General features: G+C 70.9%; 19 protein-coding genes. 16 read left to right on the top strand and 3 right to left on the bottom strand.

What is annotated here, in order from left to right; all coding sequences use genetic code 11:
- Positions 1–37 precede the first annotated feature (37 nt).
- The 4 genes from secD to relA all read left to right on the top strand — a co-directional run bounded on the left by secD (position 38) and on the right by relA (position 6,251).
- Positions 38–1,843, top strand: a complete 1,806-nt coding sequence (gene secD / locus UW392_RS66430) for a protein translocase subunit SecD (protein ID WP_320785159.1) — start codon at positions 38–40, stop codon at positions 1,841–1,843.
- Positions 1,844–1,846: 3 nt separating this feature from the next.
- Positions 1,847–2,974 (top strand): protein translocase subunit SecF, encoded by a 1,128-nt coding sequence (secF, locus tag UW392_RS66425; protein WP_320785158.1) that lies wholly within the window; start codon positions 1,847–1,849, stop codon positions 2,972–2,974.
- Positions 2,971–3,519 carry an adenine phosphoribosyltransferase gene (locus UW392_RS66420; protein ID WP_320785157.1) on the top strand — a complete coding sequence of 183 codons (549 nt, stop codon included), beginning with the start codon at positions 2,971–2,973 and terminating at the stop codon, positions 3,517–3,519. The genes secF and UW392_RS66420 overlap by 4 nt, the downstream gene beginning before the upstream one ends.
- 194 nt (positions 3,520–3,713) lie before the next feature.
- On the top strand, positions 3,714–6,251 hold the full coding sequence (gene relA, locus UW392_RS66415) for a GTP pyrophosphokinase (RefSeq protein WP_320785156.1): 2,538 nt from the start codon (positions 3,714–3,716) through the stop codon (positions 6,249–6,251).
- Positions 6,252–6,318: 67 nt separating this feature from the next.
- Here the strand turns inward: relA and UW392_RS66410 are convergent, their stop codons facing one another.
- Positions 6,319–7,548, bottom strand: coding sequence for a DUF349 domain-containing protein (locus tag UW392_RS66410; protein WP_320785155.1), 1,230 nt, complete (start codon positions 7,546–7,548; stop codon positions 6,319–6,321).
- Between the two features lie 135 nt (positions 7,549–7,683).
- Positions 7,684–8,505: a peptidylprolyl isomerase gene (locus tag UW392_RS66405; RefSeq protein ID WP_320785154.1), complete on the bottom strand. Its 822-nt coding sequence runs from the start codon at positions 8,503–8,505 to the stop codon at positions 7,684–7,686.
- Positions 8,506–8,686: 181 nt separating this feature from the next.
- Here UW392_RS66405 and UW392_RS66400 point away from each other — a divergent pair, with 181 nt between their 5' ends.
- From UW392_RS66400 to rpsD, 5 genes are all read left to right on the top strand, one after another.
- Complete coding sequence (locus tag UW392_RS66400; RefSeq protein WP_320785153.1) at positions 8,687–9,397, top strand: MBL fold metallo-hydrolase; 711 nt, start codon at positions 8,687–8,689, stop codon at positions 9,395–9,397.
- 13 nt (positions 9,398–9,410) lie between these two features.
- Positions 9,411–10,673 (top strand): histidine--tRNA ligase, encoded by a 1,263-nt coding sequence (gene hisS / locus UW392_RS66395; protein WP_320785152.1) that lies wholly within the window; start codon positions 9,411–9,413, stop codon positions 10,671–10,673.
- A gap of 241 nt (positions 10,674–10,914) precedes the next feature.
- Complete coding sequence (locus UW392_RS66390) at positions 10,915–11,583, top strand: vitamin K epoxide reductase family protein (RefSeq protein WP_320785151.1); 669 nt, start codon at positions 10,915–10,917, stop codon at positions 11,581–11,583.
- A 55-nt stretch (positions 11,584–11,638) separates the two neighbouring features.
- Positions 11,639–12,994, top strand: a complete 1,356-nt coding sequence (locus UW392_RS66385; protein ID WP_320785150.1) for a replication-associated recombination protein A — start codon at positions 11,639–11,641, stop codon at positions 12,992–12,994.
- A gap of 302 nt (positions 12,995–13,296) precedes the next feature.
- Positions 13,297–13,911 (top strand): 30S ribosomal protein S4, encoded by a 615-nt coding sequence (gene rpsD, locus UW392_RS66380; protein ID WP_320785149.1) that lies wholly within the window; start codon positions 13,297–13,299, stop codon positions 13,909–13,911.
- A gap of 82 nt (positions 13,912–13,993) precedes the next feature.
- Here the strand turns inward: rpsD and UW392_RS66375 are convergent, their stop codons facing one another.
- Positions 13,994–16,117 (bottom strand): ATP-binding protein, encoded by a 2,124-nt coding sequence (locus UW392_RS66375; RefSeq protein WP_320785148.1) that lies wholly within the window; start codon positions 16,115–16,117, stop codon positions 13,994–13,996.
- Positions 16,118–16,285: 168 nt separating this feature from the next.
- Here UW392_RS66375 and UW392_RS66370 point away from each other — a divergent pair, with 168 nt between their 5' ends.
- From UW392_RS66370 to UW392_RS66340, 7 genes are all read left to right on the top strand, one after another.
- Complete coding sequence (locus UW392_RS66370) at positions 16,286–16,729, top strand: DUF948 domain-containing protein (RefSeq protein WP_320785147.1); 444 nt, start codon at positions 16,286–16,288, stop codon at positions 16,727–16,729.
- Between the two features lie 7 nt (positions 16,730–16,736).
- The gene (locus UW392_RS66365) at positions 16,737–17,093 is read left to right on the top strand and encodes a hypothetical protein (protein WP_320785146.1); all 357 of its coding nucleotides are present in this window, start codon (positions 16,737–16,739) and stop codon (positions 17,091–17,093) included.
- Complete coding sequence (alaS, locus tag UW392_RS66360) at positions 17,093–19,765, top strand: alanine--tRNA ligase (protein ID WP_320785145.1); 2,673 nt, start codon at positions 17,093–17,095, stop codon at positions 19,763–19,765. Before UW392_RS66365 ends, alaS begins: the two co-directional genes overlap by 1 nt.
- Positions 19,765–20,229 carry a Holliday junction resolvase RuvX gene (gene ruvX / locus UW392_RS66355; protein WP_320785144.1) on the top strand — a complete coding sequence of 155 codons (465 nt, stop codon included), beginning with the start codon at positions 19,765–19,767 and terminating at the stop codon, positions 20,227–20,229. Before alaS ends, ruvX begins: the two co-directional genes overlap by 1 nt.
- 123 nt (positions 20,230–20,352) lie before the next feature.
- Complete coding sequence (gene mltG, locus UW392_RS66350) at positions 20,353–22,101, top strand: endolytic transglycosylase MltG (protein ID WP_320785143.1); 1,749 nt, start codon at positions 20,353–20,355, stop codon at positions 22,099–22,101.
- Positions 22,082–22,921, top strand: coding sequence for a shikimate dehydrogenase (locus UW392_RS66345; RefSeq protein ID WP_320785142.1), 840 nt, complete (start codon positions 22,082–22,084; stop codon positions 22,919–22,921). Before mltG ends, UW392_RS66345 begins: the two co-directional genes overlap by 20 nt.
- A 49-nt stretch (positions 22,922–22,970) precedes the next feature.
- Positions 22,971–23,216 (top strand): hypothetical protein, encoded by a 246-nt coding sequence (locus UW392_RS66340; protein ID WP_320785141.1) that lies wholly within the window; start codon positions 22,971–22,973, stop codon positions 23,214–23,216.
- Positions 23,217–23,287 lie beyond the last annotated feature (71 nt).

Raw genomic sequence — 23,287 nt, 5'->3', positions numbered from 1 at the left:
CCGGTGCGCGAGGCGGCCCGAGAGGGAGTACGAGAAGGTGGCAGCACCTAAAAAGGGCCGGAACGCGAGCGCCCAGAGCAAGCCGGGGCGCTCGCTGGCCCTGATCCTGATCGCCATCGTGGCGCTCACCGGAGGGATGTTCGCCTCCGGGCACACCACTCCGCGTCTCGGTATCGACCTGGCCGGCGGCACGAGCATCACGCTCCGGGCCGAATCGGAGCCCGGCCAGGAATCCGCGATCAACAAGACCAACATGGACACCGCGGTCGAGATCATGGAACGCCGTGTCAATGGTCTGGGTGTCTCCGAAGCCGAGGTGCAGACCCAGGGCAACCGGAACATCATCGTCAACATCCCCAAGGGGACGAACTCCTCGGAGGCCCGGGAGCAGGTCGGCACCACCGCCAAGCTCTACTTCCGTCCGGTCCTCGCCACGGAGGTCTCCGGCGCCGCCGCCACGGCCAGCCCCTCGGCCAGTGCCTCCGCGAGCGCCTCCGAGAGTGCCTCGGACGAGGCCACCGACGGTGAGAAGGCCACCGGCGACGAGAGCGCCTCCTCCTCCACCAGCCCGTCGGCGAGCACCACCTCCCAGGGCCGCGCCGTCACCGACGCCCTGAAGGCCGACGACACCCCGTCCGCGACCGCCTCCTCCTCCGCGAGCGCCGACGCCTCCTCCTCCGCCGAAGCCGACGCCAGCCCCTCCGCGTCCGCCTCCTCCGACGCCTCCGACAGCGCGCTGCAGGCCGCCTACACCAAGCTGGACTGCACCGACGAGGCGCAGCGCGCCAAGGCCGGCGAGGGCGCCAAGGACACCGACTCCATGGTGGCCTGCGGCCAGAACTCGCAGGGCCAGTGGCAGAAGTACATCCTCGGTGCCGCCGAGGTCGACGGCACCGACGTCGACAAGGCCTCGGCCGTCTTCAACACGCAGACCGCCGCCGGCTGGACCGTCACGATGGACTTCACCAAGGGCGGCACCAAGAAGTTCGCGGACATCACCGGCAAGCTGGCGCAGAACCAGTCCCCGCAGAACCAGTTCGCGATCGTCCTGGACAACGAGGTCGTCTCCGACCCGTACGTCAGCCAGGCGCTGACCGGCGGCAACGCCGAGATCTCCGGCAGCTTCACGCAGGAGGAGGCGCAGAGCCTGGCCAACATGCTCTCCTACGGCGCCCTCCCGCTGAGCTTCAAGGAGGACAGCGTCACCACCGTCACCGCCGCGCTCGGCGGTGACCAGCTCCGCGCGGGTCTCATCGCCGGCGCCATCGGCCTGGCCCTGGTCGTCATCTACCTGCTGGTCTACTACCGCGGCCTGTCGATCATCGCGCTGCTCTCGCTGCTGATCTCGGCGGTACTCACCTACGTGATCATGGCGCTGCTCGGCCCGACCATCGGCTTCGCGCTGAACCTCCCGGCCGTCTGCGGAGCCATCGTCGCCATCGGCATCACAGCGGACTCGTTCATCGTGTACTTCGAACGCGTCCGCGACGAGATCCGCGAGGGCCGCTCGCTGCGCCCCGCCGTCGAGCGCGGCTGGCCGCGGGCCCGGCGCACCATCCTGGTCTCCGACTTCGTGTCGTTCCTCGCCGCCGCGGTGCTCTTCATCGTCTCCGTCGGCAAGGTCCAGGGCTTCGCGTTCACCCTGGGTCTGACCACGGTCCTGGACGTCGTCGTGGTGTTCCTCTTCACCAAGCCGCTGCTGACGCTGCTGGCCCGCCGCAAGTTCTTCGCGAGCGGCCACAAGTGGTCCGGTCTCGACCCCAAGAGCCTCGGGGCGAAGCCTCCGCTGCGTCGCACCCGTACCTCCCGTCCCGCCGGCCCTGTCGACCCGAAGGAGGCGTGAGAGATGTCGAAACTCGGCAACCTCGGCGCCCGACTCCACCACGGCGAGGTCGGCTACGACTTCGTCAAGAACCGCAAGCTCTGGTACGGCATCTCGATCCTGATCACCATCACGGCCATCGTCGGCCTGGCGGTGCGCGGCCTGCACATGGGCATCGAGTTCCAGGGCGGCGCGGTCTTCACCACCCCGAAGAACACCAGCGCCTCGGTCACCCAGGCCGAGGAGCACGCCGAAGCGGCCTCCGGGCACGACGCGATCGTGCAGAAGCTCGGCGACGGCAGCCTGCGCATCCAGATCGCCGGTATCGACACCGACAAGTCGGACCAGATCAAGGCGGAGCTGTCCAAGGACCTGAAGGTCGACGCCGAGCAGATCAACGCCGAGCTGGTCGGCCCCAGCTGGGGTGACCAGATCGCCAACAAGGCGTGGCAGGGACTGGGGATCTTCCTGGTCCTGGTGGTGATCTATCTGGCGATCGCCTTCGAGTGGCGGATGGCACTGGCCGCCTTCGTCGCGCTGATCCACGACATCACCATCACCGTCGGCGTCTACGCCCTCGTCGGCTTCGAGGTCACCCCGGGCACGGTGATCGGTCTGCTGACGATCCTCGGCTACTCGCTGTACGACACGGTGGTCGTCTTCGACAGCCTCAAGGAACAGACCAAGGGCGTCACCAAGCAGACCCGCTGGACCTACTCGGAGATCGCCAACCGGTCGATCAACAGCACCCTGGTCCGCTCCATCAACACCACGGTGGTCGCGCTGCTGCCGGTCGCGGGCCTGCTCTTCATCGGTGGCGGTGTCCTCGGCGCCGGCATGCTCAACGACATCTCCCTGTCGCTCTTCGTCGGCCTCGCGGCCGGCGCGTACTCCTCGATCTTCATCGCCACGCCGCTCGTCGCCGACCTCAAGGAGCGCGAGCCGGCGATAAAGGCGCTGAAGAAGCGCGTCCTGGCCAAGCGCGCTCAGGGCGCCGCGCAGGGCGAGTCCCCGGCGGCGGCCGACGCCGACGTCCCCGACACCTACGAGGACGACGAGCCCGAGGACGCCGCCCCCGCGGTTGTCGGCCCCCGCAACCAGCCCGCGGCCCGCAACCGGGGCCGCGGCCGACCCTCCGGGAAGCGCCGATGACCACGCCGGACAACCTGACGGAGCTGCTGCTCAGCCGCATCCGGGACGTGCGGGACCACCCGACGCCCGGCGTGGTGTTCAAGGACATCACCCCGCTCCTGGCGGACCCGGAGGCCTTCGGCGCCCTCACCGACGCCCTGGCCGGGATCGCGAAGGACACGGGCGCCACCAAGGTCGTCGGCCTGGAGGCCCGCGGCTTCATCCTGGGCGCCCCGGTCGCCCTGCGCGCGGGGCTCGGCTTCATCCCCGTACGCAAGGCCGGCAAGCTCCCCGGAGCCACCCTGAGCCAGTCCTACGACCTGGAGTACGGCTCCGCGGAGATCGAGATCCACGCCGAGGACCTCACCGCCGACGACCGCGTCCTGGTCGTCGACGACGTCCTCGCCACCGGCGGCACCGCCGAGGCGTCGCTGCAGCTGATCCGCCGGGCCGGCGCGCGGACCGCCGGGGTGGCCGTCCTGATGGAGCTGGGCTTCCTCGACGGCCGCGCCCGCCTGGAGCCCGCCCTGGAGGGCGCTCCGCTGCACGCGCTGATCACCGTGTAGACACCCTGGAGCCGCGCCCCGGACACCGGCGCGGCACCGCCGAGGCGGGCCCGGAGGAATCCGGCGCCCGCCTCAGGTGTTTCTCCAGTTGACGGGCCTCACAGCGGCCTGAAAGCGATCCCGGGAGCCGGGATGGCTACCATGGGGTTTCCGGAGCCTGACCGGGGGACCCGGATCGCGCACGAGGAGTCCTCTTGCCAGACGAGGCCCAGCCACTGACCGCCGCCAAGCCCGAGTCCGTCTCGGCGTCCGCGGCCAAGCCCGCGCCGACCGCGCCGCACGCGAAGAACGACACCCGCGGGACGCTCCAGCACACCCAGTCCGCGCCCGTCGACAAGCCGGCGGAGCAGCGGGCCCGCCCCAAGCCGGCCCCCCCGGAGCACACGCAGAACGCCCCCGTGGTCCGCACGCCCGCGGGCCAGCCCGCCCGCAGCGGCTCCTCCAACCGCGTCCGCGCCCGCCTCGCCCGTCTCGGCGTGCAGCGCGCCAACCCCTACAACCCGGTCCTGGAGCCCCTGCTGCGCATAGTCCGCGGCAACGACCCCAAGATCGAGACGTCGACGCTCCGCCAGATCGAGCGCGCCTACCAGGTCGCCGAGCGCTGGCACCGCGGCCAGAAGCGCAAGAGCGGCGACCCGTACATCACGCACCCCCTCGCCGTCACCACCATCCTCGCCGAGCTGGGCATGGATCCGGCCACGCTGATGGCCGGGCTGCTGCACGACACCGTCGAGGACACCGAGTACGGCCTGGACGACCTGCGCCGTGACTTCGGCGACGTCGTCGCGCTGCTCGTCGACGGCGTCACCAAGCTGGACAAGGTCAAGTTCGGTGAGGCCGCGCAGGCCGAGACGGTCCGCAAGATGGTCGTCGCCATGGCCAAGGACCCCCGCGTCCTGGTCATCAAGCTCGCCGACCGCCTGCACAACATGCGCACCATGCGCTACCTCAAGCGCGAGAAGCAGGAGAAGAAGGCGCGCGAGACCCTGGAGATCTACGCGCCGCTCGCCCACCGCCTGGGCATGAACACCATCAAGTGGGAACTGGAGGACCTCGCCTTCGCGATCCTCTACCCCAAGATGTACGACGAGATCGTCCGCCTGGTCGCCGAGCGCGCCCCCAAGCGCGACGAGTACCTCGCGGTCGTCACCGACGAGGTCCAGCAGGACCTGCGGGCCGCCCGCATCAAGGCGACCGTCACCGGCCGCCCCAAGCACTACTACAGCGTTTACCAGAAGATGATCGTCCGCGGCCGGGACTTCGCGGAGATCTACGACCTGGTGGGCATCCGCGTCCTGGTCGACACCGTCCGCGACTGCTACGCCGCGCTCGGCACGGTCCACGCCCGCTGGAACCCGGTTCCGGGGCGGTTCAAGGACTACATCGCGATGCCCAAGTTCAACATGTACCAGTCGCTGCACACGACGGTCATCGGACCCAGCGGCAAGCCGGTCGAGCTGCAGATCCGCACCTTCGACATGCACCGCCGCGCGGAGTACGGCATCGCCGCGCACTGGAAGTACAAGCAGGAGGCCGTCGCCGGCGCCTCCAAGGTGCGCTCCGACGCGCCCAGGTCCACCGGCAAGGACGACCACCTCAACGACATGGCGTGGCTGCGCCAGCTCCTGGACTGGCAGAAGGAGACCGAGGACCCCGGCGAGTTCCTGGAGTCCCTGCGCTTCGACCTCTCCCGCAACGAGGTCTTCGTCTTCACCCCCAAGGGCGACGTCATAGCTCTCCCGGCCGGCGCGACACCGGTCGACTTCTCCTACGCGGTGCACACCGAGGTCGGCCACCGGACCATAGGAGCCCGGGTCAACGGCCGCCTGGTCCCGCTGGAGTCCACCCTGGACAACGGCGACCTGGTGGAGGTCTTCACCTCCAAGGCACCCGGCGCCGGCCCCTCCCGCGACTGGCTGGGCTTCGTCAAGTCACCGCGCGCCCGCAACAAGATCCGCGCCTGGTTCTCCAAGGAGCGCCGCGACGAGGCCATCGAGCAGGGCAAGGACGCCATCGTCCGCGCGATGCGCAAGCAGAACCTGCCGATCCAGCGCATCCTCACCGGTGACTCCCTGGTCACGCTCGCGCACGAGATGCGCTACTCCGACATCTCCGCGCTGTACGCGGCGATCGGCGAGGGCCACGTCTCCGCGCAGAACATCGTGCAGAAGCTGGTGCAGGCGCTCGGCGGCGAGGAGGCGGCCACCGAGGAGATCGACGAGGCGGTACCGCCGTCCCGGGGCCGCGGGCGCAAGCGGCGCAGCAACGCCGACCCCGGCGTCGTGGTCAAGGGCGTCGACGACGTCTGGGTCAAGCTGGCCCGATGTTGCACGCCCGTCCCCGGCGACCCGATCATCGGCTTCGTCACCCGCGGCAGCGGCGTCTCCGTCCACCGCAGCGACTGCGTCAACGTGGACTCGCTCTCCCGCGAGCCCGAGCGCATCCTGGAGGTCGAGTGGGCGCCCACCCAGTCCTCGGTCTTCCTGGTCGCCATCCAGGTCGAGGCCCTCGACCGCTCCCGGCTGCTGTCGGACGTCACCCGGGTCCTGTCCGACCAGCACGTCAACATCCTCAGCGCGGCCGTGCAGACCTCCCGTGACCGGGTGGCCACCTCCCGCTTCACCTTCGAGATGGGCGACCCCAAGCACCTGGGACACGTCCTGAAGGCCGTACGCGGGGTGGAGGGCGTCTACGACGTGTACCGCGTGACGTCGGCGCGCAGGCCCTCGTAGGACGGGCTCCACGCACGGAGAAGGGGCCCCGGACAGGGGCCCCTTCCTCGTCGTCGTCCGGACCGCGTCAGCCGCCGAACTCCTCCAGGCCCTTCAGCGCCTGGTCCAGCAGTGCCTGGCGGCCCTCCAGCTCACGCTCCAGCTTGTCCGCGCGGGCGTTGTTGCCCTGGGCGCGGGCCTGCTCGATCTGGCCCTTGAGCTTGTCCACGGCGGCCTGGAGCTGACCGGTCAGACCCGCGGCACGCGCGCGTGCCTCCGGGTTGGTCCGGCGCCACTCGCTCTCCTCGGCCTCCTGCAGCGCCCGCTCGACCGCGTGCATCCGGCCCTCGACCTTCGGCCGGGCGTCGCGCGGCACATGACCGATCGCCTCCCAGCGCTCGTTGATCGCGCGGAACGCGGCGCGGGACGCCTTCAGATCCGTGACCGGAAGGAGCTTCTCGGCCTCCTCGGCCAGCTCCTCCTTGAGCTTGAGGTTCTCGGTCTGCTCGGCGTCGCGCTCGGCGAACACCGCGCTGCGCGCGGCGAAGAACACGTCCTGGGCGCCGCGGAAGCGGTTCCACAGGTCGTCCTCGTGCTCCCGCTGCGCGCGGCCCGCGGCCTTCCACTCCGTCATCAGCTCGCGGTAGCGCGCGGCCGTCGGACCCCAGTCCGTCGAACCGGAGAGTGCCTCGGCCTCGCCGACCAGCCGCTCCTTGGCCTGCCGGGCGTCCTCGCGCTGCGCGTCCAGCTGCGCGAAGTGCTGCTTGCGCCGCTTGGAGAACGCCGAGCGCGCGTGCGAGAAGCGGTGCCACAGCTCGTCGTCGGACTTGCGGTCAAGGCGCGGCAGCCCCTTCCAGGTGTCCACCAGCGCCCGCAGCCGCTCACCGGCGGCCCGCCACTGGTCGGACGCGGCCAGCTGCTCGGCCTCGGTGACCAGGTCCTCCTTGGCCTGACGGGCCTCGTCGGACTGCTTCGCGCGCTGCGCCTTGCGCTCCTCGCGACGGGCCTCCACCAGCGCGACGAGCTTGTCCAGCCGCTCCCTCAGCGCCTGCAGGTCGCCGACCGCGTGGTGCGCGTCCACCTGCTCGCGCAGGTGGTCCACTGCGGCCTGGGCGTCCTTGGCCGACAGATCGGTGGTCTTCACTCGCTTCTCGAGGAGGCCGATCTCGACCACCAGGCCCTCGTACTTGCGCTCGAAGTAGGCAAGTGCCTCCTCGGGGGAGCCTGCCTGCCAGGAACCGACGACCTGCTCGCCGTCGGCCGTACGCACGTACACGGTCCCCGTCTCGTCGACGCGGCCCCACGGGTCGCTGCTCACAGCGCCTCCTCCACATGATGCCTGCGGAGGGCTTTCCCACCCCCGGGCATCGTCCACAGTTTCGTCACGGCCAACATAGGCGACCGGCGGGGGGCCTGTCCGCATCCCGCGCGACCGAAATTCCGCAGTTGACAGTCAGGATTTCGCGACGGTCGCCTTGTCGATCACGACCGTCGCGTTCGGCGCCCCGTCACCCGCGCCGGTGCTCTCACCGGCGGCGGCGATCTTCTTCAGGACCTTCATGCCGGCGTCCGAGATCGTGCCGAACGGCGTGTAGCTGGGCGGCAGCTGACTGTCCTGGTAGACGAGGAAGAACTGGCTGCCGCCGGTGTCCGCCTGGCCGGTGTTGGCCATCGCGACCGTGCCCGCCGGGTAGACGTTGTCCTTCAGGCTTTTGTCCTTCAGGTTCTCGTCCGGGATCGTGTAGCCGGGACCGCCGGTGCCCTGCCCGGTCGGGTCACCGCACTGCAGCACGTAGATGCCGCTGGTCGTGAGCCGGTGGCAGTTGGTGTGGTCGAAGTAGCCCTTGCCGGCCAGGAACTCGAACGAGTTGACCGTGTGCGGTGCCGCCGAGGTCTTCAGCGCGACGTCTATCTCGCCGCACGTCGTGTCCAGCTTCATGGTGTAGTCGGCCGACTTGTCGATGGACATGGCCGGCTCCTTCTTCCACGTCTTCGTCGCGGGCTTGCCCGAAGCGGCCTTGTCGCACGGGTCGGCGGCCTTGCTCGCCTCCGCGCTCGGGCTCGCCTCGGCGCTCGTGTTCGACTTGTCGTCGTCGTCGCCCTTGAGTGTTCCGGTCGTGTACAGCGCGAGGCTGCCCACCAGAATCACGCCGAGCACCGACGCGATCACCGAATTCCGCATCCGTGCCTTGCGCCGCGCTGACGTGCGCCGCTGCTGCTGCCGCAAGAACTTCTCCCGGGCGAGCTGACGCCGCCGCTGCTCCTGGCTGACCACCGGGTTGTCTCCTCATGCGTCTTCGTGTGCCGACCGGTACGCGTGCGTGCTCGTGGGCCGACCGCCTGCGTTAGCCCCGTACCGTATATGGGTTCGCTGAGGAATCGGCACCGCCGGTAGGCTCTGACCACGGGCGCAGCCCGCTCACAAGCCACCCGTTTCGACACAACGAAGGACGATCGTGCTCATTGCCGGGTTCCCCGCCGGGGCCTGGGGGACGAACTGTTACCTCGTCGCCCCGGCCGCCGGTGCGGAGTGCGTGATCATCGACCCTGGCCACCAGGCCGCCCCGGGCGTCGCCGAAGCGCTGCAGAAGCACCGGCTCAAGCCGGTCGCCGTCGTCCTCACCCACGGCCACATCGACCACGTCGCCTCGGTGGTCCCGGTCTGCGGGGCCAACGACGTGCCCGCGTGGATCCACCCGGCCGACCGCTACATGATGAGCGACCCCGAGAAGGGGATCGGCCGGTCGATCGGGATGCCGCTGATGGGCGAGCTGACCGTGGGGGAGCCGGACGACGTCCGGGAACTGTCCGACGGCGCGAGGCTGGAGCTGGCGGGCCTGGAGCTGACCGTCGCGCACGCGCCGGGCCATACCAAGGGGTCGGTGACCTTCGGCCTGCCCGGGGCGGCGGACATCCCGCCGATCCTGTTCTCGGGCGACCTGCTGTTCGCCGGCTCCATCGGACGCACCGACATGCCCGGTGGCTCCATGGACGACATGGTCGAGTCCCTGACCCGCGTGGTCCTGCCGCTCGACGACCAGACCGTGGTGCTGTCCGGACACGGCCCCCAGACGACCATCGGCCAGGAACGCGCCGCCAACCCGTATCTGCGGCAGGCGGCAGCGGCCGGCCAGGAGGCCCCCGAGGCCCCCCGACGAGGAATGTGACGAGACTCTTCCCGTGAGCACCTTCAAGGCCCCCAAGGGCACGTACGACCTGCTGCCGCCGGACTCCGCCCGCTACCTGGCGGTCCGCGAGGCGATCGCGGCCCCGCTGCGCGCCTCCGGCTACGGCTACATCGAGACGCCCGGCTTCGAGAACGTCGAGCTGTTCGCGCGCGGTGTCGGCGAGTCCACCGACATCGTGACCAAGGAGATGTACGCCTTCGAGACCAAGGGCGGCGACCGGCTCGCCCTGCGCCCGGAGGGCACGGCCTCCGTCCTGCGCGCCGCCCTGGAGGCCAACCTGCACAAGGCGGGCAATCTCCCGGTCAAGCTCTGGTACTCGGGCTCCTACTACCGCTACGAGCGCCCGCAGAAGGGCCGTTACCGCCACTTCTCGCAGGTCGGCGCCGAGGCGATCGGCGCGGAGGACCCGGCGCTCGACGCCGAGCTGATCATCCTGGCCGACCAGGCGTACCGCTCGCTGGGCCTGAGCCGGTTCCGCATCCTGTTCAACAGCCTGGGCGACAAGGAGTGCCGGCCGGTCTACCGCGCGGCGCTCCAGGAGTTCCTGCGCGGGCTGGACCTCGACGAGGAGACGCTGCGCCGCGCGGACATCAACCCGCTGCGCGTCCTGGACGACAAGCGCCCGGAGGTGCAGAAGCAGCTCACCGGCGCCCCGCTCCTGCGCGACTACCTCTGCGACGCCTGCAAGGCGTACCACGAGGAGGTCCGCGAGCTGATCACGGCGGCGGGCGTCGCTTTCGAGGACGACCCCAAGCTGGTCCGCGGCCTGGACTACTACACGCGCACCACCTTCGAGTTCGTCCACGACGGGCTCGGCTCGCAGTCCGCGGTGGGCGGCGGCGGCCGCTACGACGGTCTCTCCGAGATGATCGGCGGCCCCGCGCTGCCGTCCGTCGGCTGGGCCCTCGGCGTCGACCGCACCGTCCTCGCCCTGGAGGCGGAGGGCGTCGAGCTGGACATCCCCGCCGCCACGTCGGTCTTCGCGGTGCCGCTCGGCGAGGAGGCCCGGCGCGTGCTGTTCGCCAAGGTCACCGAGTTGCGCAAGAACGGCATCGCCGCGGACTTCTCCTACGGCGGCAAGGGCCTCAAGGGCGCGATGAAGAACGCCAACCGCAGCGGCGCGCGGTACACCGTCGTCGCCGGCGAGCGTGACCTCGCCGAGGGCGTCGTCCAGCTCAAGGACATGGAGTCCGGCGAGCAGACGGCGATCGGCGTCAACGAGATCGTCGCGGAACTGGAGAGCCGCCTCGGCTGAAGGCCCGCTGTGGCCGCTCGCGCAGTTCCCCGCGCCCCTCGAAGGGGCGCGGGGAACTGCGCGAGAACCACAGCGGACCCGCACGCGCATTCGGCACCGGCACACGCATCGGCCGGAATCCGGCCCTTGAGGGCGACCGAAGGTCCCTCCTTATGCCCAGCGAACGGTGGAAACACGCATACGTGCGGCACAATGGCGGAGCCCGAAGCAACCCCGAGACTCTAGTGACGGAATCGGCGTGATGAGCAAGACGACAGTGAAGGACGTCTCCACGGAGCCCGACCCCGAGCCGTCCACGGGCCCCGAGGTCCCCGCGCCCCGCGCCGAGGGCGGCAGCCGCGCCTTCGCCCTGCTGCTGGTGATCACCGGCGCCGCCGGACTGCTCGCCGCGTGGGTCATCACGATCGACAAGTTCAAGCTGCTGGAGGCCAAGGTCGCGGGGACCACCTTCGTCCCCGGGTGCAGCCTGAACCCCGTCGTCTCCTGCGGCAGCGTCATGGAGAGCGACCAGGCGTCCGCGTTCGGCTTCCCCAACCCGATGCTGGGCCTCGCCGCCTACGCCGTCGTCATCTGCGTCGGCATGAGCCTGCTGGCCCGCGCCCGCTTCCCGCGCTGGTACTGGCTCACCTTCAACGCCGGCACCCTCTTCGGCGTCGGCTTCTGCACCTGGCTCCAGTTCCAGTCCCTGTACCGGATCAACGCCCTGTGCCTGTGGTGCTCCCTCGCCTGGGTCGCGACGATCATCATGTTCTGGTACGTGACCAGCTTCAACGTCCGCAAGGGCTTCCTGCCCGCCCCGGGCTGGCTGCGCGGCTTCTTCGGCGAGTTCACCTGGGTGCTGCCGGTGCTGCACATCGGCATCATCGGCATGCTGGTCCTGACCCGCTGGTGGGACTTCTGGACCAGCTGACGGGCCGGCCGACGGCGCCCGCCGCGCTGTCGGTGCGGTGATTTAGGGTTTCCGTGTGGAGCCCGATCTGTTCACCGCCGCAGCCGAAGAACGCCAGGAGAAGGACCCGTCCGGGAGCCCCCTGGCCGTCCGGATGCGCCCGCGCACCCTCGACGAGGTGGTGGGCCAGCAGCACCTGCTGAAGCCGGGCTCCCCGCTGCGCCGCCTGGTCGGCGAGGGGGCGTCCGGCCCCGCGGGCCCCTCCTCGGTGATCCTCTGGGGCCCGCCCGGCACCGGGAAGACCACCCTGGCGTACGTCGTCTCCAAGGCCACCGACAAGCGGTTCGTGGAGCTGTCGGCGATCACCGCCGGCGTCAAGGAGGTCCGTACGGTCATCGACGGCGCCCGCCGCGCCGTCGGCGGGTACGGCAAGGAGACCGTCCTCTTCCTCGACGAGATCCACCGCTTCAGCAAGGCCCAGCAGGACTCCCTGCTGCCCGCCGTGGAGAACCGCTGGGTCACCCTGATCGCCGCGACCACCGAGAACCCCTACTTCTCGATCATCTCCCCGCTCCTGTCCCGCTCGCTCCTGCTCACCCTGGAGTCGCTCACCGACGACGACATCAGGGGCCTGCTCCGCCGCGCCCTCACCGACGACCGCGGCCTCAAGGGCGCCGTCGCGCTCCCCGAGGGCACCGAGGACCACCTGCTGCGGATCGCCGGGGGCGACGCCCGCCGCGCGCTGACCGCCCTGGAGGCCGCCGCCGGCGCCGCGCTCGACAAGGGCGAGGCGGACATCTCCCTGGAGACCCTGGAGGAGACGGTCGACCGGGCGGCCGTGAAGTACGACCGCGACGGCGACCAGCACTACGACGTCGCCAGCGCCCTGATCAAGTCCATCCGCGGCTCCGACGTCGACGCCGCCCTGCACTACCTGGCCCGCATGATCGAGGCCGGCGAGGACCCCCGCTTCATCGCCCGCCGCCTGATGATCTCCGCCAGCGAGGACATCGGCCTCGCCGACCCCACCGCCCTGCCGACCGCGGTCGCCGCCGCCCAGGCCGTCGCCATGATCGGCTTCCCCGAGGCCGCGCTCACCCTCAGCCACGCCACCATCGCCCTGGCCCTCGCCCCGAAGTCCAACGCCGCGACCACCGCGATCGGCGCCGCCCTGGAGGACGTGCGCAAGGGGCACGCCGGGACCGTCCCCGCCCACCTGCGCGACAGCCACTACCAGGGCGCGGGCAAGCTCGGCCACGGCCAGGGCTACGTCTACCCGCACGACCTCCCCGAGGGCATCGCCACCCAGCAGTACGCGCCCGACGCCCTGAAGGACCGCGAGTACTACACCCCGACCCGGCACGGCGCCGAGGCGCGCTACGCCGACGCCGTCGAGTGGACCAGGAAGCACCTCGGTCGGAAGCAGTCCTGACCACCCTGTAGAATCGCTCGGAGTGCCGAGTCCCGCGCAGTCAGAGCGGGACACCCGGCCGGAACCCCCTCAGCGGGGTTCCAGGAGCGTCGCGCACCGTCGAACGGTGTCGCGGGCAGCCCACCACCACCCTCGTATCCGTACGACGGGACCGGTCGGTGGGCCACTCGCGTGCTGCACGTATGTGCCCAGTACAGGGGAGCGGCTGCCCACCCCGTCCCGCGGGACGAGGAGGGTTTCCCCGGCTGCGGATGCGACCTCCCTCCCACCCTGACAAGCCGAACACCAGGAAATGAGAGACAGTGGCGAACCAGTCCCGCCCCAAGGTCAAGAAGTCGCGTGCCCTCGGCATCGCGCTGACCCCGAAGGCCGTCAAGTACTTCGAGGCCCGCCCCTACCCGCCGGGCGAGCACGGCCGTGGCCGCAAGCAGAACTCGGACTACAAGGTCCGTCTGCTGGAGAAGCAGCGCCTGCGCGCCCAGTACGACGTCTCCGAGCGTCAGCTCGTCCGTGCCTACGAGCGTGCCTCCAAGGTCCAGGGCAAGACCGGTGAGGCCCTGATCGTGGAGCTGGAGCGCCGCCTCGACGCCCTGGTCCTGCGCTCGGGCATCGCCCGCACGATCTACCAGGCCCGCCAGATGGTCGTCCACGGCCACATCGCGGTCAACGGCCAGAAGGTCGACAAGCCGTCCTTCCGCGTCCGTCCGGACGACGTCATCCAGGTGCGCGACCGCTCCAAGGAGAAGACGCTCTTCCAGGTCGCCCGCGAGGGTGGCTTCGCCCCCGACGGCGAGACCCCGCGCTACCTCCAGGTGAACCTCAAGGCCCTGGCGTTCCGCCTGGACCGTGAGCCGAACCGCAAGGAGATCCCGGTGATCTGCGACGAGCAGCTCGTCGTCGAGTACTACGCCCGCTGATCCAGCCGGACGCAGTCACTTCCGCGGTACTTCGGGCCCGCCGTCCCCCGCCTTCGGGCGAGGGGCGGCGGGCTCCGTCGTGTCAGGCCCCCGGCGCCGTGGCCTGCGGGACCGCGCCGCGCGGACCCGGCAGCGCCGCCGGCTCCCCGGGCCGCCGCAGCGCCCGGACCACCGCCTCGTCCCGGCCCAGCAGCCCGCCGAGCCGCAGGTACTCCTCGTAGCACCCGTCGCCGAGCAGCTCCCGCGCGGCGGCCTCGCACAGCTCGTGCGGCGCGTTGTAGTGCGCCGAACCGAAGAGCGGCAGGCCCACCGCGGGCCACATCCGGGCCGCCGCCCCCTGGAGCACCGCCGCCTCCGCCGCGTCGCCCTCCGTCAGCGTGACCAGGGCGAGCAGCTCCAGCGCCAGCACCGACCCCAGCAGGTCGTGGAAGCCGTGCGCGTCGTCCAGGCAGACGGTCAGCAGCCGCCGGGCCCCTCCCGGATCGCCCTCGTACCACGCGGCGTAGGCCAGGACGTACAGCGCGTACGTCCGCGCCCAGCGCTCGCCGTGGTCGTCGCAGACCCGGCGCACGTCCTCGCACAGCCGCACCGCGTCCGCGAGGTCGCCCTGGAAGGCCCGCGCCATCGCCAGCTCGACCTGCCCCATCAGGACATTGCTGTTCAGCTCGCCGATCTCCTGGTAGCGCTCCAGCGCCGAGCGCAGCAGCGTCTCGGCGCCCGCCATGTCGTCGGTGACCAGCGCGAGGCAGCCCGTGCGGTGCACCGCGTACGCCACCGCCGTCGGATTCCCGGCGTGCTCCGCCTCCTCCCGGCACTCCTGGAGCGCCGCCAGCGCCGGCACCGTGTCGCCCTGGAGGATGGCCACGTAGGCCAGCACCCACAGCGCCTTCAGCCGGGACTGCTCGTGGGCGGTCCGCTCGGCGTCCAGCTGCACCGCCTGGTCCAGCCAGTGCCGGCCCTCCGCCAGCCGTCCGCAGCCCACCCAGTGGAACCACAGCGAACCCGCCAGGTACTGGCCCAGATGCGCGCCGTCCGGATCGGCCAGGCAGTACTCCAGGGCACTGCGCAGGTTCGGCAGCTCCGCCTCGACACGGGCCGCGACCTCAGGCTGGCGCGGTGAGAACCAGTCCAGCTCGCACCAGGTCGCCAGCCCCACGTACCAGTCGCGGTGCCGCCGCCTGAGCCGCACCGCGTCCCCGGTCGCCTCCAGCCACTCGGCGCCGTACGCCCGGACCGTGTCCAGCATCCGGTAGCGCACCCCCGCCGGGGTCTCCTCGCGGGTCAGCACCGACTGGGCGAGCAGCGCCGCGAGCACGTCGAGCACGTCGTCGGCGTGCAGACCGCCGCCGCTGCACACGTACTCGGCGGCCTCCAGGTCGAACCGCCCCGCGAACACCGACAGGCGCGCCCACAGCAGCCGCTCCTCGGGCGTGCACAGCTCGTGGCTCCAGCCGATCGCCGTGCGCAGCGCCCGGTGCCGGGGGAGCACCGTCCGGTTCTCCCCGGCCAGCAGCCGGAAGCGGTCGTCCAGCCGGCTCAGCACCTGCCCCGGCGTCAGCGCGCCCAGCCGGCCCGCGGCCAGCTCGATCGCCAGCGGAATGCCGTCGAGACGCGCGCACAGCTCCCGCGCCTCGGCGGTGTCACCGCGGCCGACCTCCACGCCCTGCTGCGCCGCGCGGACCGCCAGCAGCGTGACCGCCTCCTCCGCGGCCAGCGGCGCCAGCGGGAACAGCCGCTCCCCGGAGACCGCCAGCGGTCTGCGCCCCACCGCCAGCACCCGCAGCCCGGGGGCCCGGCCCAGCAGCTCGGTCACCAGCTCCGCGCAGGCGTCCACCAGGTGCTCGACCCCGTCGAGGACGAGCAGCAGCTCGCGCTCGGCGAGATGGGCCGTGAGCGTCTCGCGGGGGAGCCGGGTGGTGTGGTCGGTCAGGCCCAGCGCCTCCACGACCGCGTACTCCACGAACTCCGGGTCGCGCACCGGGGCCAGCTCCACCCGCCAGACGCCGTCCCGCGGCGCCGACCGGGCCGCGGCCCGCTCCGCCAGCCGCGACTTGCCCACTCCGCCCACCCCGGTGACGGTCACCAGCCGCGCCGCGCGCAGCGCCCGGTCCAGTCCGGCGAGCTCCGCGGCACGCCCCACGAAGGCGTCGAGCTCCAGCGGCAGGTTCCCGACCGGGACGGTTCTGTCATGCCGTTGATCACCCATAGGCAACGCAGCGTACTCAACCGCTTGCGCTCCGTACAATCAGATCGCCGAACCGCGCCGCGCGCGGGCGGTAATCCGGTACGGAGCCCCACCCGTGGCGCTGTAGGCTCGGGGAACGACTTTCTCGATGTTCAGGCACGTTTCGTTCAGGAACGTTTAAGGGAGCGGGTGCACGCGGTGTCCGGTGGAGAGGTGGCCGGGATCCTGGTGGCCGTCTTCTGGGCGATCCTGGTCTCCTTCCTCGCCGTCGCACTGGTGAGGCTGGCCCAGACGCTCAAGGCGACCACCAAGCTCGTGGCGGATGTGACCGACCAGGCCGTCCCGCTGCTGGCCGACGCCTCCACGGCGGTGCGTTCCGCGCAGACCCAGATCGAGCGGGTCGACGCGATCGCCTCCGACGTCCAGGAGGTCACGTCGAACGCCTCCGCGCTGTCGACCACCGTCGCCTCCACCTTCGGCGGCCCCCTGGTCAAGGTCGCGGCCTTCGGCTACGGCGTGCGCCGGGCGATGGGCGGCCGCAAGGAGGACGCCCCGGCCGAGTCGGCCCGGCGCACCGTCGTGGTCGGCCGCACCGTCCCGTCGTCGCGTCGCGCGAAGCGGAAGAAGGACTGACCCAGAGATGTTCCGCCGTACCTTCTGGTTCACCAGCGGCGTCGCCGCCGGAGTGTGGGCCACCACCAAGGTCAACCGCAAGCTGAAGCAGCTCAGCCCCGAGAACCTCGCCGTCACCGCGGCCAACAAGGCCGTCGAGGCGGGCGGCCGGCTGAAGGACCGCGCGGTGGGCTTCGCGCTCGACGTCCGCGACAACATGGCACAGCGCGAGGAGGAGCTGGGCGAGGCGCTGGGGATCAACGCCCCCGTCGACCCCGACCGCGAACTCCCCGCCCCCCGGCGGTACACCGCCATCGAGAACCGCAGCAAATCGACGTATGTCGACAGGACGACGTACTCGTACAACCGGAATGAGGACCACTGATGGAGTCGGCCGAGATCCGCCGCCGCTGGCTGAGCTTCTTCGAGGAGCGCGGGCACACCGTCGTCCCTTCGGCGTCGCTCATCGCGGACGACCCGACTCTGCTCCTCGTCCCGGCCGGCATGGTGCCGTTCAAGCCCTACTTCCTGGGCGACGTCAAGCCGCCCTTCGACCGCGCCACCAGCGTCCAGAAGTGCGTGCGCACCCCGGACATCGAAGAGGTCGGCAAGACCACCCGCCACGGCACGTTCTTCCAGATGTGCGGCAACTTCTCCTTCGGCGACTACTTCAAGGAAGGCGCCATCAAGTACGCCTGGGAGCTGCTCACCGGCGCCCAGGACAAGGGCGGTTACGGCCTCGACCCCGAGCGCCTGTGGATCACCGTGTACCTGGAGGACGACGAGGCCGAGCGCATCTGGCGCGACGTCGTGGGCGTCCCCGCCGAGCGCATCCAGCGCCTCGGCAAGAAGGACAACTACTGGTCGATGGGCGTCCCCGGCCCCTGCGGCCCCTGTTCCGAGATCAACTACGACCGCGGCCCCGAGTTCGGCGCCGAGGGCGGCCCCGCCGTCAACGACGAGCGGTACGTGGAGATCTGGAACCTCGTCTTCATGCAGTACGAGCGGGGCGAGGGCATCGGCAAGGAGGACTTCGAGATCCTCGGGGAGCTGCCGAGCAAGAACATCGACACCGGGCTCGGCCTGGAGCGGCTCGCCATGATTCTGCAGGGCGTGCAGAACATGTACGAGATCGACACCTCCATGGCCGTCATCAAGAAGGCCACCGAGCTGACCGGTGTCGCCTACGGCGACGCCCACGCCTCCGACGTCTCGCTGCGCGTGGTGACCGACCACATGCGCACCTCCGTGATGCTCATCGGCGACGGCGTCACCCCCGGCAACGAGGGCCGCGGTTACGTGCTGCGCCGCATCATGCGCCGCGCCATCCGCAACATGCGCCTCCTCGGCGCCACCGGTCCGGTCGTCAAGGACCTGATCGACGTCGTGATCGACATGATGGGGCAGCAGTACCCCGAGCTGATCACCGACCGCGAGCGGATCGAGAAGGTCGCCCTCGCCGAGGAGAACGCCTTCCTGAAGACGCTGAAGGCCGGCACCACCATCCTCGACACCGCCGTGAGCGAGACCAAGCAGTCCGGCGGCACCGTACTCGCCGGCGACAAGGCCTTCCTGCTCCACGACACCTGGGGCTTCCCGATCGACCTCACCCTGGAGATGGCCGCCGAACAGGGCCTCTCCGTGGACGAGGACGGCTTCCGGCGCCTGATGAAGGAGCAGCGGGAGCGCGCCAAGGCCGACGCCCAGGCCAAGAAGACCGGCCACGCCGGGCTCGGCGCCTACCGGGAGATCGCCGACCGGGCCGGCGCCACCGACTTCATCGGCTACACGGACACCGAGACCGAGTCCACGGTCGTCGGCATCCTCGTCGACGGCGCCTCCTCGCCGGCCGCCTCCGAGGGCGACGAGGTCGAGATCGTCCTCGACCGCACCCCGTTCTACGCCGAGGGCGGCGGTCAGATCGGCGACACCGGCCGCATCCGCACCGAGTCCGGCGCCGTCATCGAGATCCGCGACTGCCAGAAGCCGGTCCCGGGCGTCTACGTCCACAAGGGCGTCGTCCAGGTCGGCGAGGTCACCGTCGGCGCCAAGGCCGAGGCCGCCATCGACGCCCGGCGCCGCACGGCCATCGCCCGCGCCCACTCCGCCACCCACCTCACCCACCAGGCGCTGCGCGACGCCCTCGGCCCGACGGCCGCCCAGGCCGGTTCCGAGAACCAGCCCGGCCGGTTCCGCTTCGACTTCGGCTCCCCGTCCGCCGTCCCGACGGCCGTGATGACCGACGTCGAGCAGAAGATCAACGAGGTGCTCGCCCGCGACCTCGACGTCCGCGCCGACGTCATGGGCATCGACGAGGCCAAGAAGCAGGGCGCCATCGCCGAGTTCGGCGAGAAGTACGGCGAGCGCGTGCGCGTCGTCACCATCGGCGACTTCTCCAAGGAGCTGTGCGGCGGCACCCACGTGCACAACACCGCCCAGCTCGGTCTGGTGAAGCTGCTCGGCGAGTCCTCCATCGGCTCCGGTGTGCGCCGTATCGAGGCCCTCGTCGGGGTGGACGCCTACAACTTCCTCGCCCGCGAGCACACGGTCGTCGCCCAGCTCCAGGAGCTGATCAAGGGCCGTCCGGAGGAGCTGCCGGAGAAGGTCTCCGCCATGCTCGGCAAGTTGAAGGACGCCGAGAAGGAGATCGAGAAGTTCCGCGCGGAGAAGGTGCTTCAGGCCGCCGCCGGTCTCGCCGAGTCGGCCAAGGACGTACGGGGTGTGGCCTTGGTCACGGGGCAGGTCCCGGACGGCACCACCGCCGACGACCTGCGCAGGCTCGTCCTCGACGTCCGCGGCCGCATCCAGGGCGGCCGGGCCGCCGTGGTGGCCCTGTTCACCACGGCCAACGGCAAGCCGCTCACCGTCATCGCCACCAACGACGCCGCCCGTGACCGCGGCCTCAAGGCCGGTGACCTGGTCCGCACCGCCGCCAAGACCCTCGGCGGCGGCGGTGGCGGCAAGCCGGACGTCGCCCAGGGCGGCGGCCAGAACCCGGCCGCCATCGGCGACGCCGTGGCCGCCGTGGAGCGCCTGGTCGGGGAGACGGCGAAGTAATGCGCAGAGGACGTCGGCTCGCGATCGACGTCGGGGACGCCCGGATCGGGGTCGCCTCGTGCGACCCCGACGGGATCCTCGCCACACCCGTGGAGACGGTGCCGGGCCGGGACATCCCGGCCGCGCACCGGCGGCTGCGCGCGATCGTGGAGGAGTACGAGCCGATCGAGGTCGTCGTCGGGCTCCCGCGTTCCCTCAAGGGGGGCGAGGGCCCGGCCGCGGCCAAGGTCCGCCGTTTCGCCCAGGAGCTGGCCAAGGGCGTCGCCCCCGTCTCCGTACGGCTCGTCGACGAGCGTATGACGACCGTCACGGCGAGCCAGGGGCTGCGCGCGTCCGGGGTGAACTCCAAGAAGGGCCGCAAGGTCATCGACCAGGCCGCCGCTGTGATCATCCTTCAGCAGGCACTTGAATCCGAACGGGTGTCAGGTAATCCGCCTGGCGAGGGCGTCGAAGTGGTCATCTGATCGCTGTACGGTAACGTTCCGCGCGATGCGGCGGTGTTCGAACAGCCACCGCACAGAGAGAGGCGGAACGGTAAGCGGTCGGTGAGAGCCGCGTGACCGCCGCCTCGCGGCTCTAGGGGATCCATGACTGAGTATGGCCGTGGCCAGGGCTCCGAACCGTGGGATCCGCAGGACCCGTTGTACGGGAACGGCGGATGGGCAGAGCAGCAGACCCACGGGGGTCAGCAGCACCCGCACGGCGGCCAGCAGCACTATCCGCAGCAGCCGCAGCACGGCGACTGGGGAGACGGCGACCAGGCCGCGTACGGCCAGACGCAGCAGTACCCGTACGACAATCAGCAGTACGACGGTCAGCAGTACGGCGGACAGTACGACCAGCAGCAGTACGACCAGCACTACGCCCAGCAGCAGTACCCGGCGCAGCAGCAGGATCCCCAGCAGTACCCGGTACAGCAGCAGGGCTCGTCACAGTACGACGCCGGTGAGTGGTCCACCGGTTCCCAGCAGCCGCCCGCGTATCCCGCCGACCCCGCCGACCCGTACGGGCAGCAGGCCGCCCCCGGCGCCGAGCAGCCCGACTTCTACGGCACCCAGGACGCCTACCCGCCGCCGGAGCCGCCGAGCCGCCGGCGCACCGAGCCGGAGCCGGAGCGCACCGACTGGGACCCGGGCCCCGACCAGGGGGAACACGCCTTCTTCGCGGGCGGGGACGGGGAGGGCGACGACGACGCCGGGGACGACGGACCCGGGCGCGGCGACCGCCGGGGCGGCCGGGGAGGCAAGAAGCCGAAGAAGAGGCGGAACGGTTGTGCGTGCCTCGTGGTCTGCCTCGTGCTCGGCGGCGGCGCGGTCGGCGTCACCTACTTCGGCTACCAGTTCTACCAGGACCGTTTCGGCGAGGCCCCGGACTTCGCGGGGGACGGCAACGGCACGCAGGTGACCGTCACCGTCCCCAAGGGCGCCGGCGGCTCCGTCATCGGACAGGAGCTGAAACGCAAGGGCGTCGTCAAGAGCGTCGACGCGTTCATCACCGCGCTGCAGGGCAACCCCGACGCCAAGGGCATCCAGGACGGCGTCTACACGCTGCAGAAGGAGATGTCCGCCGACAGCGCGGTGAAGCTGATGCTCAGCCCCGAGAGCCGCAACACGCTGGTCATTCCCGAGGGCACGCGCAACGCCTCCGTCTACAAGCTGATCGACAAGCGCCTGGAAGTCGCGGACGGCACCACCGAGAAGATCGCCGAGACCAAGTGGAAGAACCTCGGCCTGCCCGACTGGGCGAAGAACCACCCGAACGTCAAGGACCCGCTGGAGGGCTTCCTCTACCCGTCGAGCTACTCCGCCGCCAAGGGCCAGAAGCCCGAGGAGGTCCTGAAGGAGATGGTGGGCCGGGCCACCGACAAGTACGAGGAGCTGGGCTTCGCGAAGAAGTCGGAGGAGCTGGGGCTCGACGGGCCGTGGCAGCTCGTGACGGTCGCCAGCCTGGTGCAGGCGGAGGGCAAGACCCACGACGACTTCCGCAAGATGGCCGAGGTGGTCTACAACCGTCTCAAGACGGACAACTACGAGACGAACCAGCTGCTCCAGTTCGACTCCACGTACAACTACCTCATGAAGCAGAGCAACATCCACATCAGCGAGTCCGAGATCAACAGCAACAAGGACCCGTACAACACCTACACGAACAAGGGCCTGCCGCCCGGTCCCATCGGCAACCCCGGTGACGAGGCGCTCGAAGCGGCGCTGAAGCCGACGGACGACGGCTGGATCTACTTCGTGGCCACCGACGGCGAACACAAGACCGAGTTCGCCAAGACGAACGCCGAGTTCGAGCAGCTCAAGGACAAGTTCAATGCCAGTACCAGCGACTGACGGCCGCCGGGCCGCCGTCCTCGGCTCCCCGATCGCCCACTCCCTCTCACCGGCCCTGCACCGGGCCGCCTACGCCGAACTGGGCCTCGCGGAGTGGACGTACGACCGTTTCGACGTGGACGAGGCGGCGCTGCCCGGCTTCCTCGGGAAGCTGGGGCCCGAGTGGGCCGGGCTGTCGCTGACCATGCCGCTCAAGCGCGCCGTGATCCCGCTGCTCGACGAGATCAGCGACACGGCCTCCGCCGTGGACGCGGTCAACACCGTCGTGTTCACCGCCGACGGACGCAGGACCGGCGACAACACCGACATCCCCGGGATGGTCGCCGCCCTGCGCGAGCACGGTGTCGAGAAGGTCGAGAGCGCCGCGATCCTGGGCGCCGGCGCCACCGCCTCCTCCGCGCTCGCCGCGCTCGCCCGGATCTGCACGGGCGACATCACCGTCTACGTGCGCAGCGCGGCCCGCGCCGACGAGATGCGCGGCTGGGCCGAGCGGCTGGGCACCGGCATCCGCGTCGCCGACTGGGAGCGCGCCGAGGAGGCGCTGCGCGCCCCGCTGGTGATCGCCACCACCCCCGCCGGCACCACCGACGCCCTCGCCGCCGCCGTGCCGGAGATGCCCGCCACCCTCTTCGACGTGCTCTACGAACCCTGGCCGACCACGCTCGCCGCCCGCTGGTCGGCGCACGGCGGGGCCGTCGTCAGCGGCCTCGACCTGCTGCTGCACCAGGCGGTGCTCCAGGTCGAACAGATGACGGGCCGCACCCCGGCGCCGCTCGCCGCCATGCGCACGGCGGGGGAGCGCGCGCTCGCCGAGCGCTAGGCCTGTCGTTCACGGAACCGGTGGACCGGGGCGGGGCGTGTCCGCAGGCATGTCCTCGGCATCCGGAAAGACCGAGATCGTCCAGTTCGCCGCGGGGTTCGGGCCCGACTGGCTGCGGACCGCGGTCCTCGTCCTGATCGTCCTCGCCGTCGTGGCGCGCTGGACCGTCAAGCTGCGGCGCGGCATCGACCACCGCCGCGCGGCCCGCGCCGGTGAACCCGGCCACCAGGGCAGGGGCACCGACTACCTCGGCTCCTACGCCCCGCAGCGCGTCCGCGACGACGGCCGGGGCTGATTCCCGCCGTTCTTCCCGTGCCGCTGTCCGGGTGGTGGACCGGCGCCCGGACCGCCCGGAAGGACATGGGA

The organism is Streptomyces sp. CRN 30 (assembly GCF_034105845.1).
This window is presented reverse-complemented; position numbering and strand designations above follow the sequence as displayed.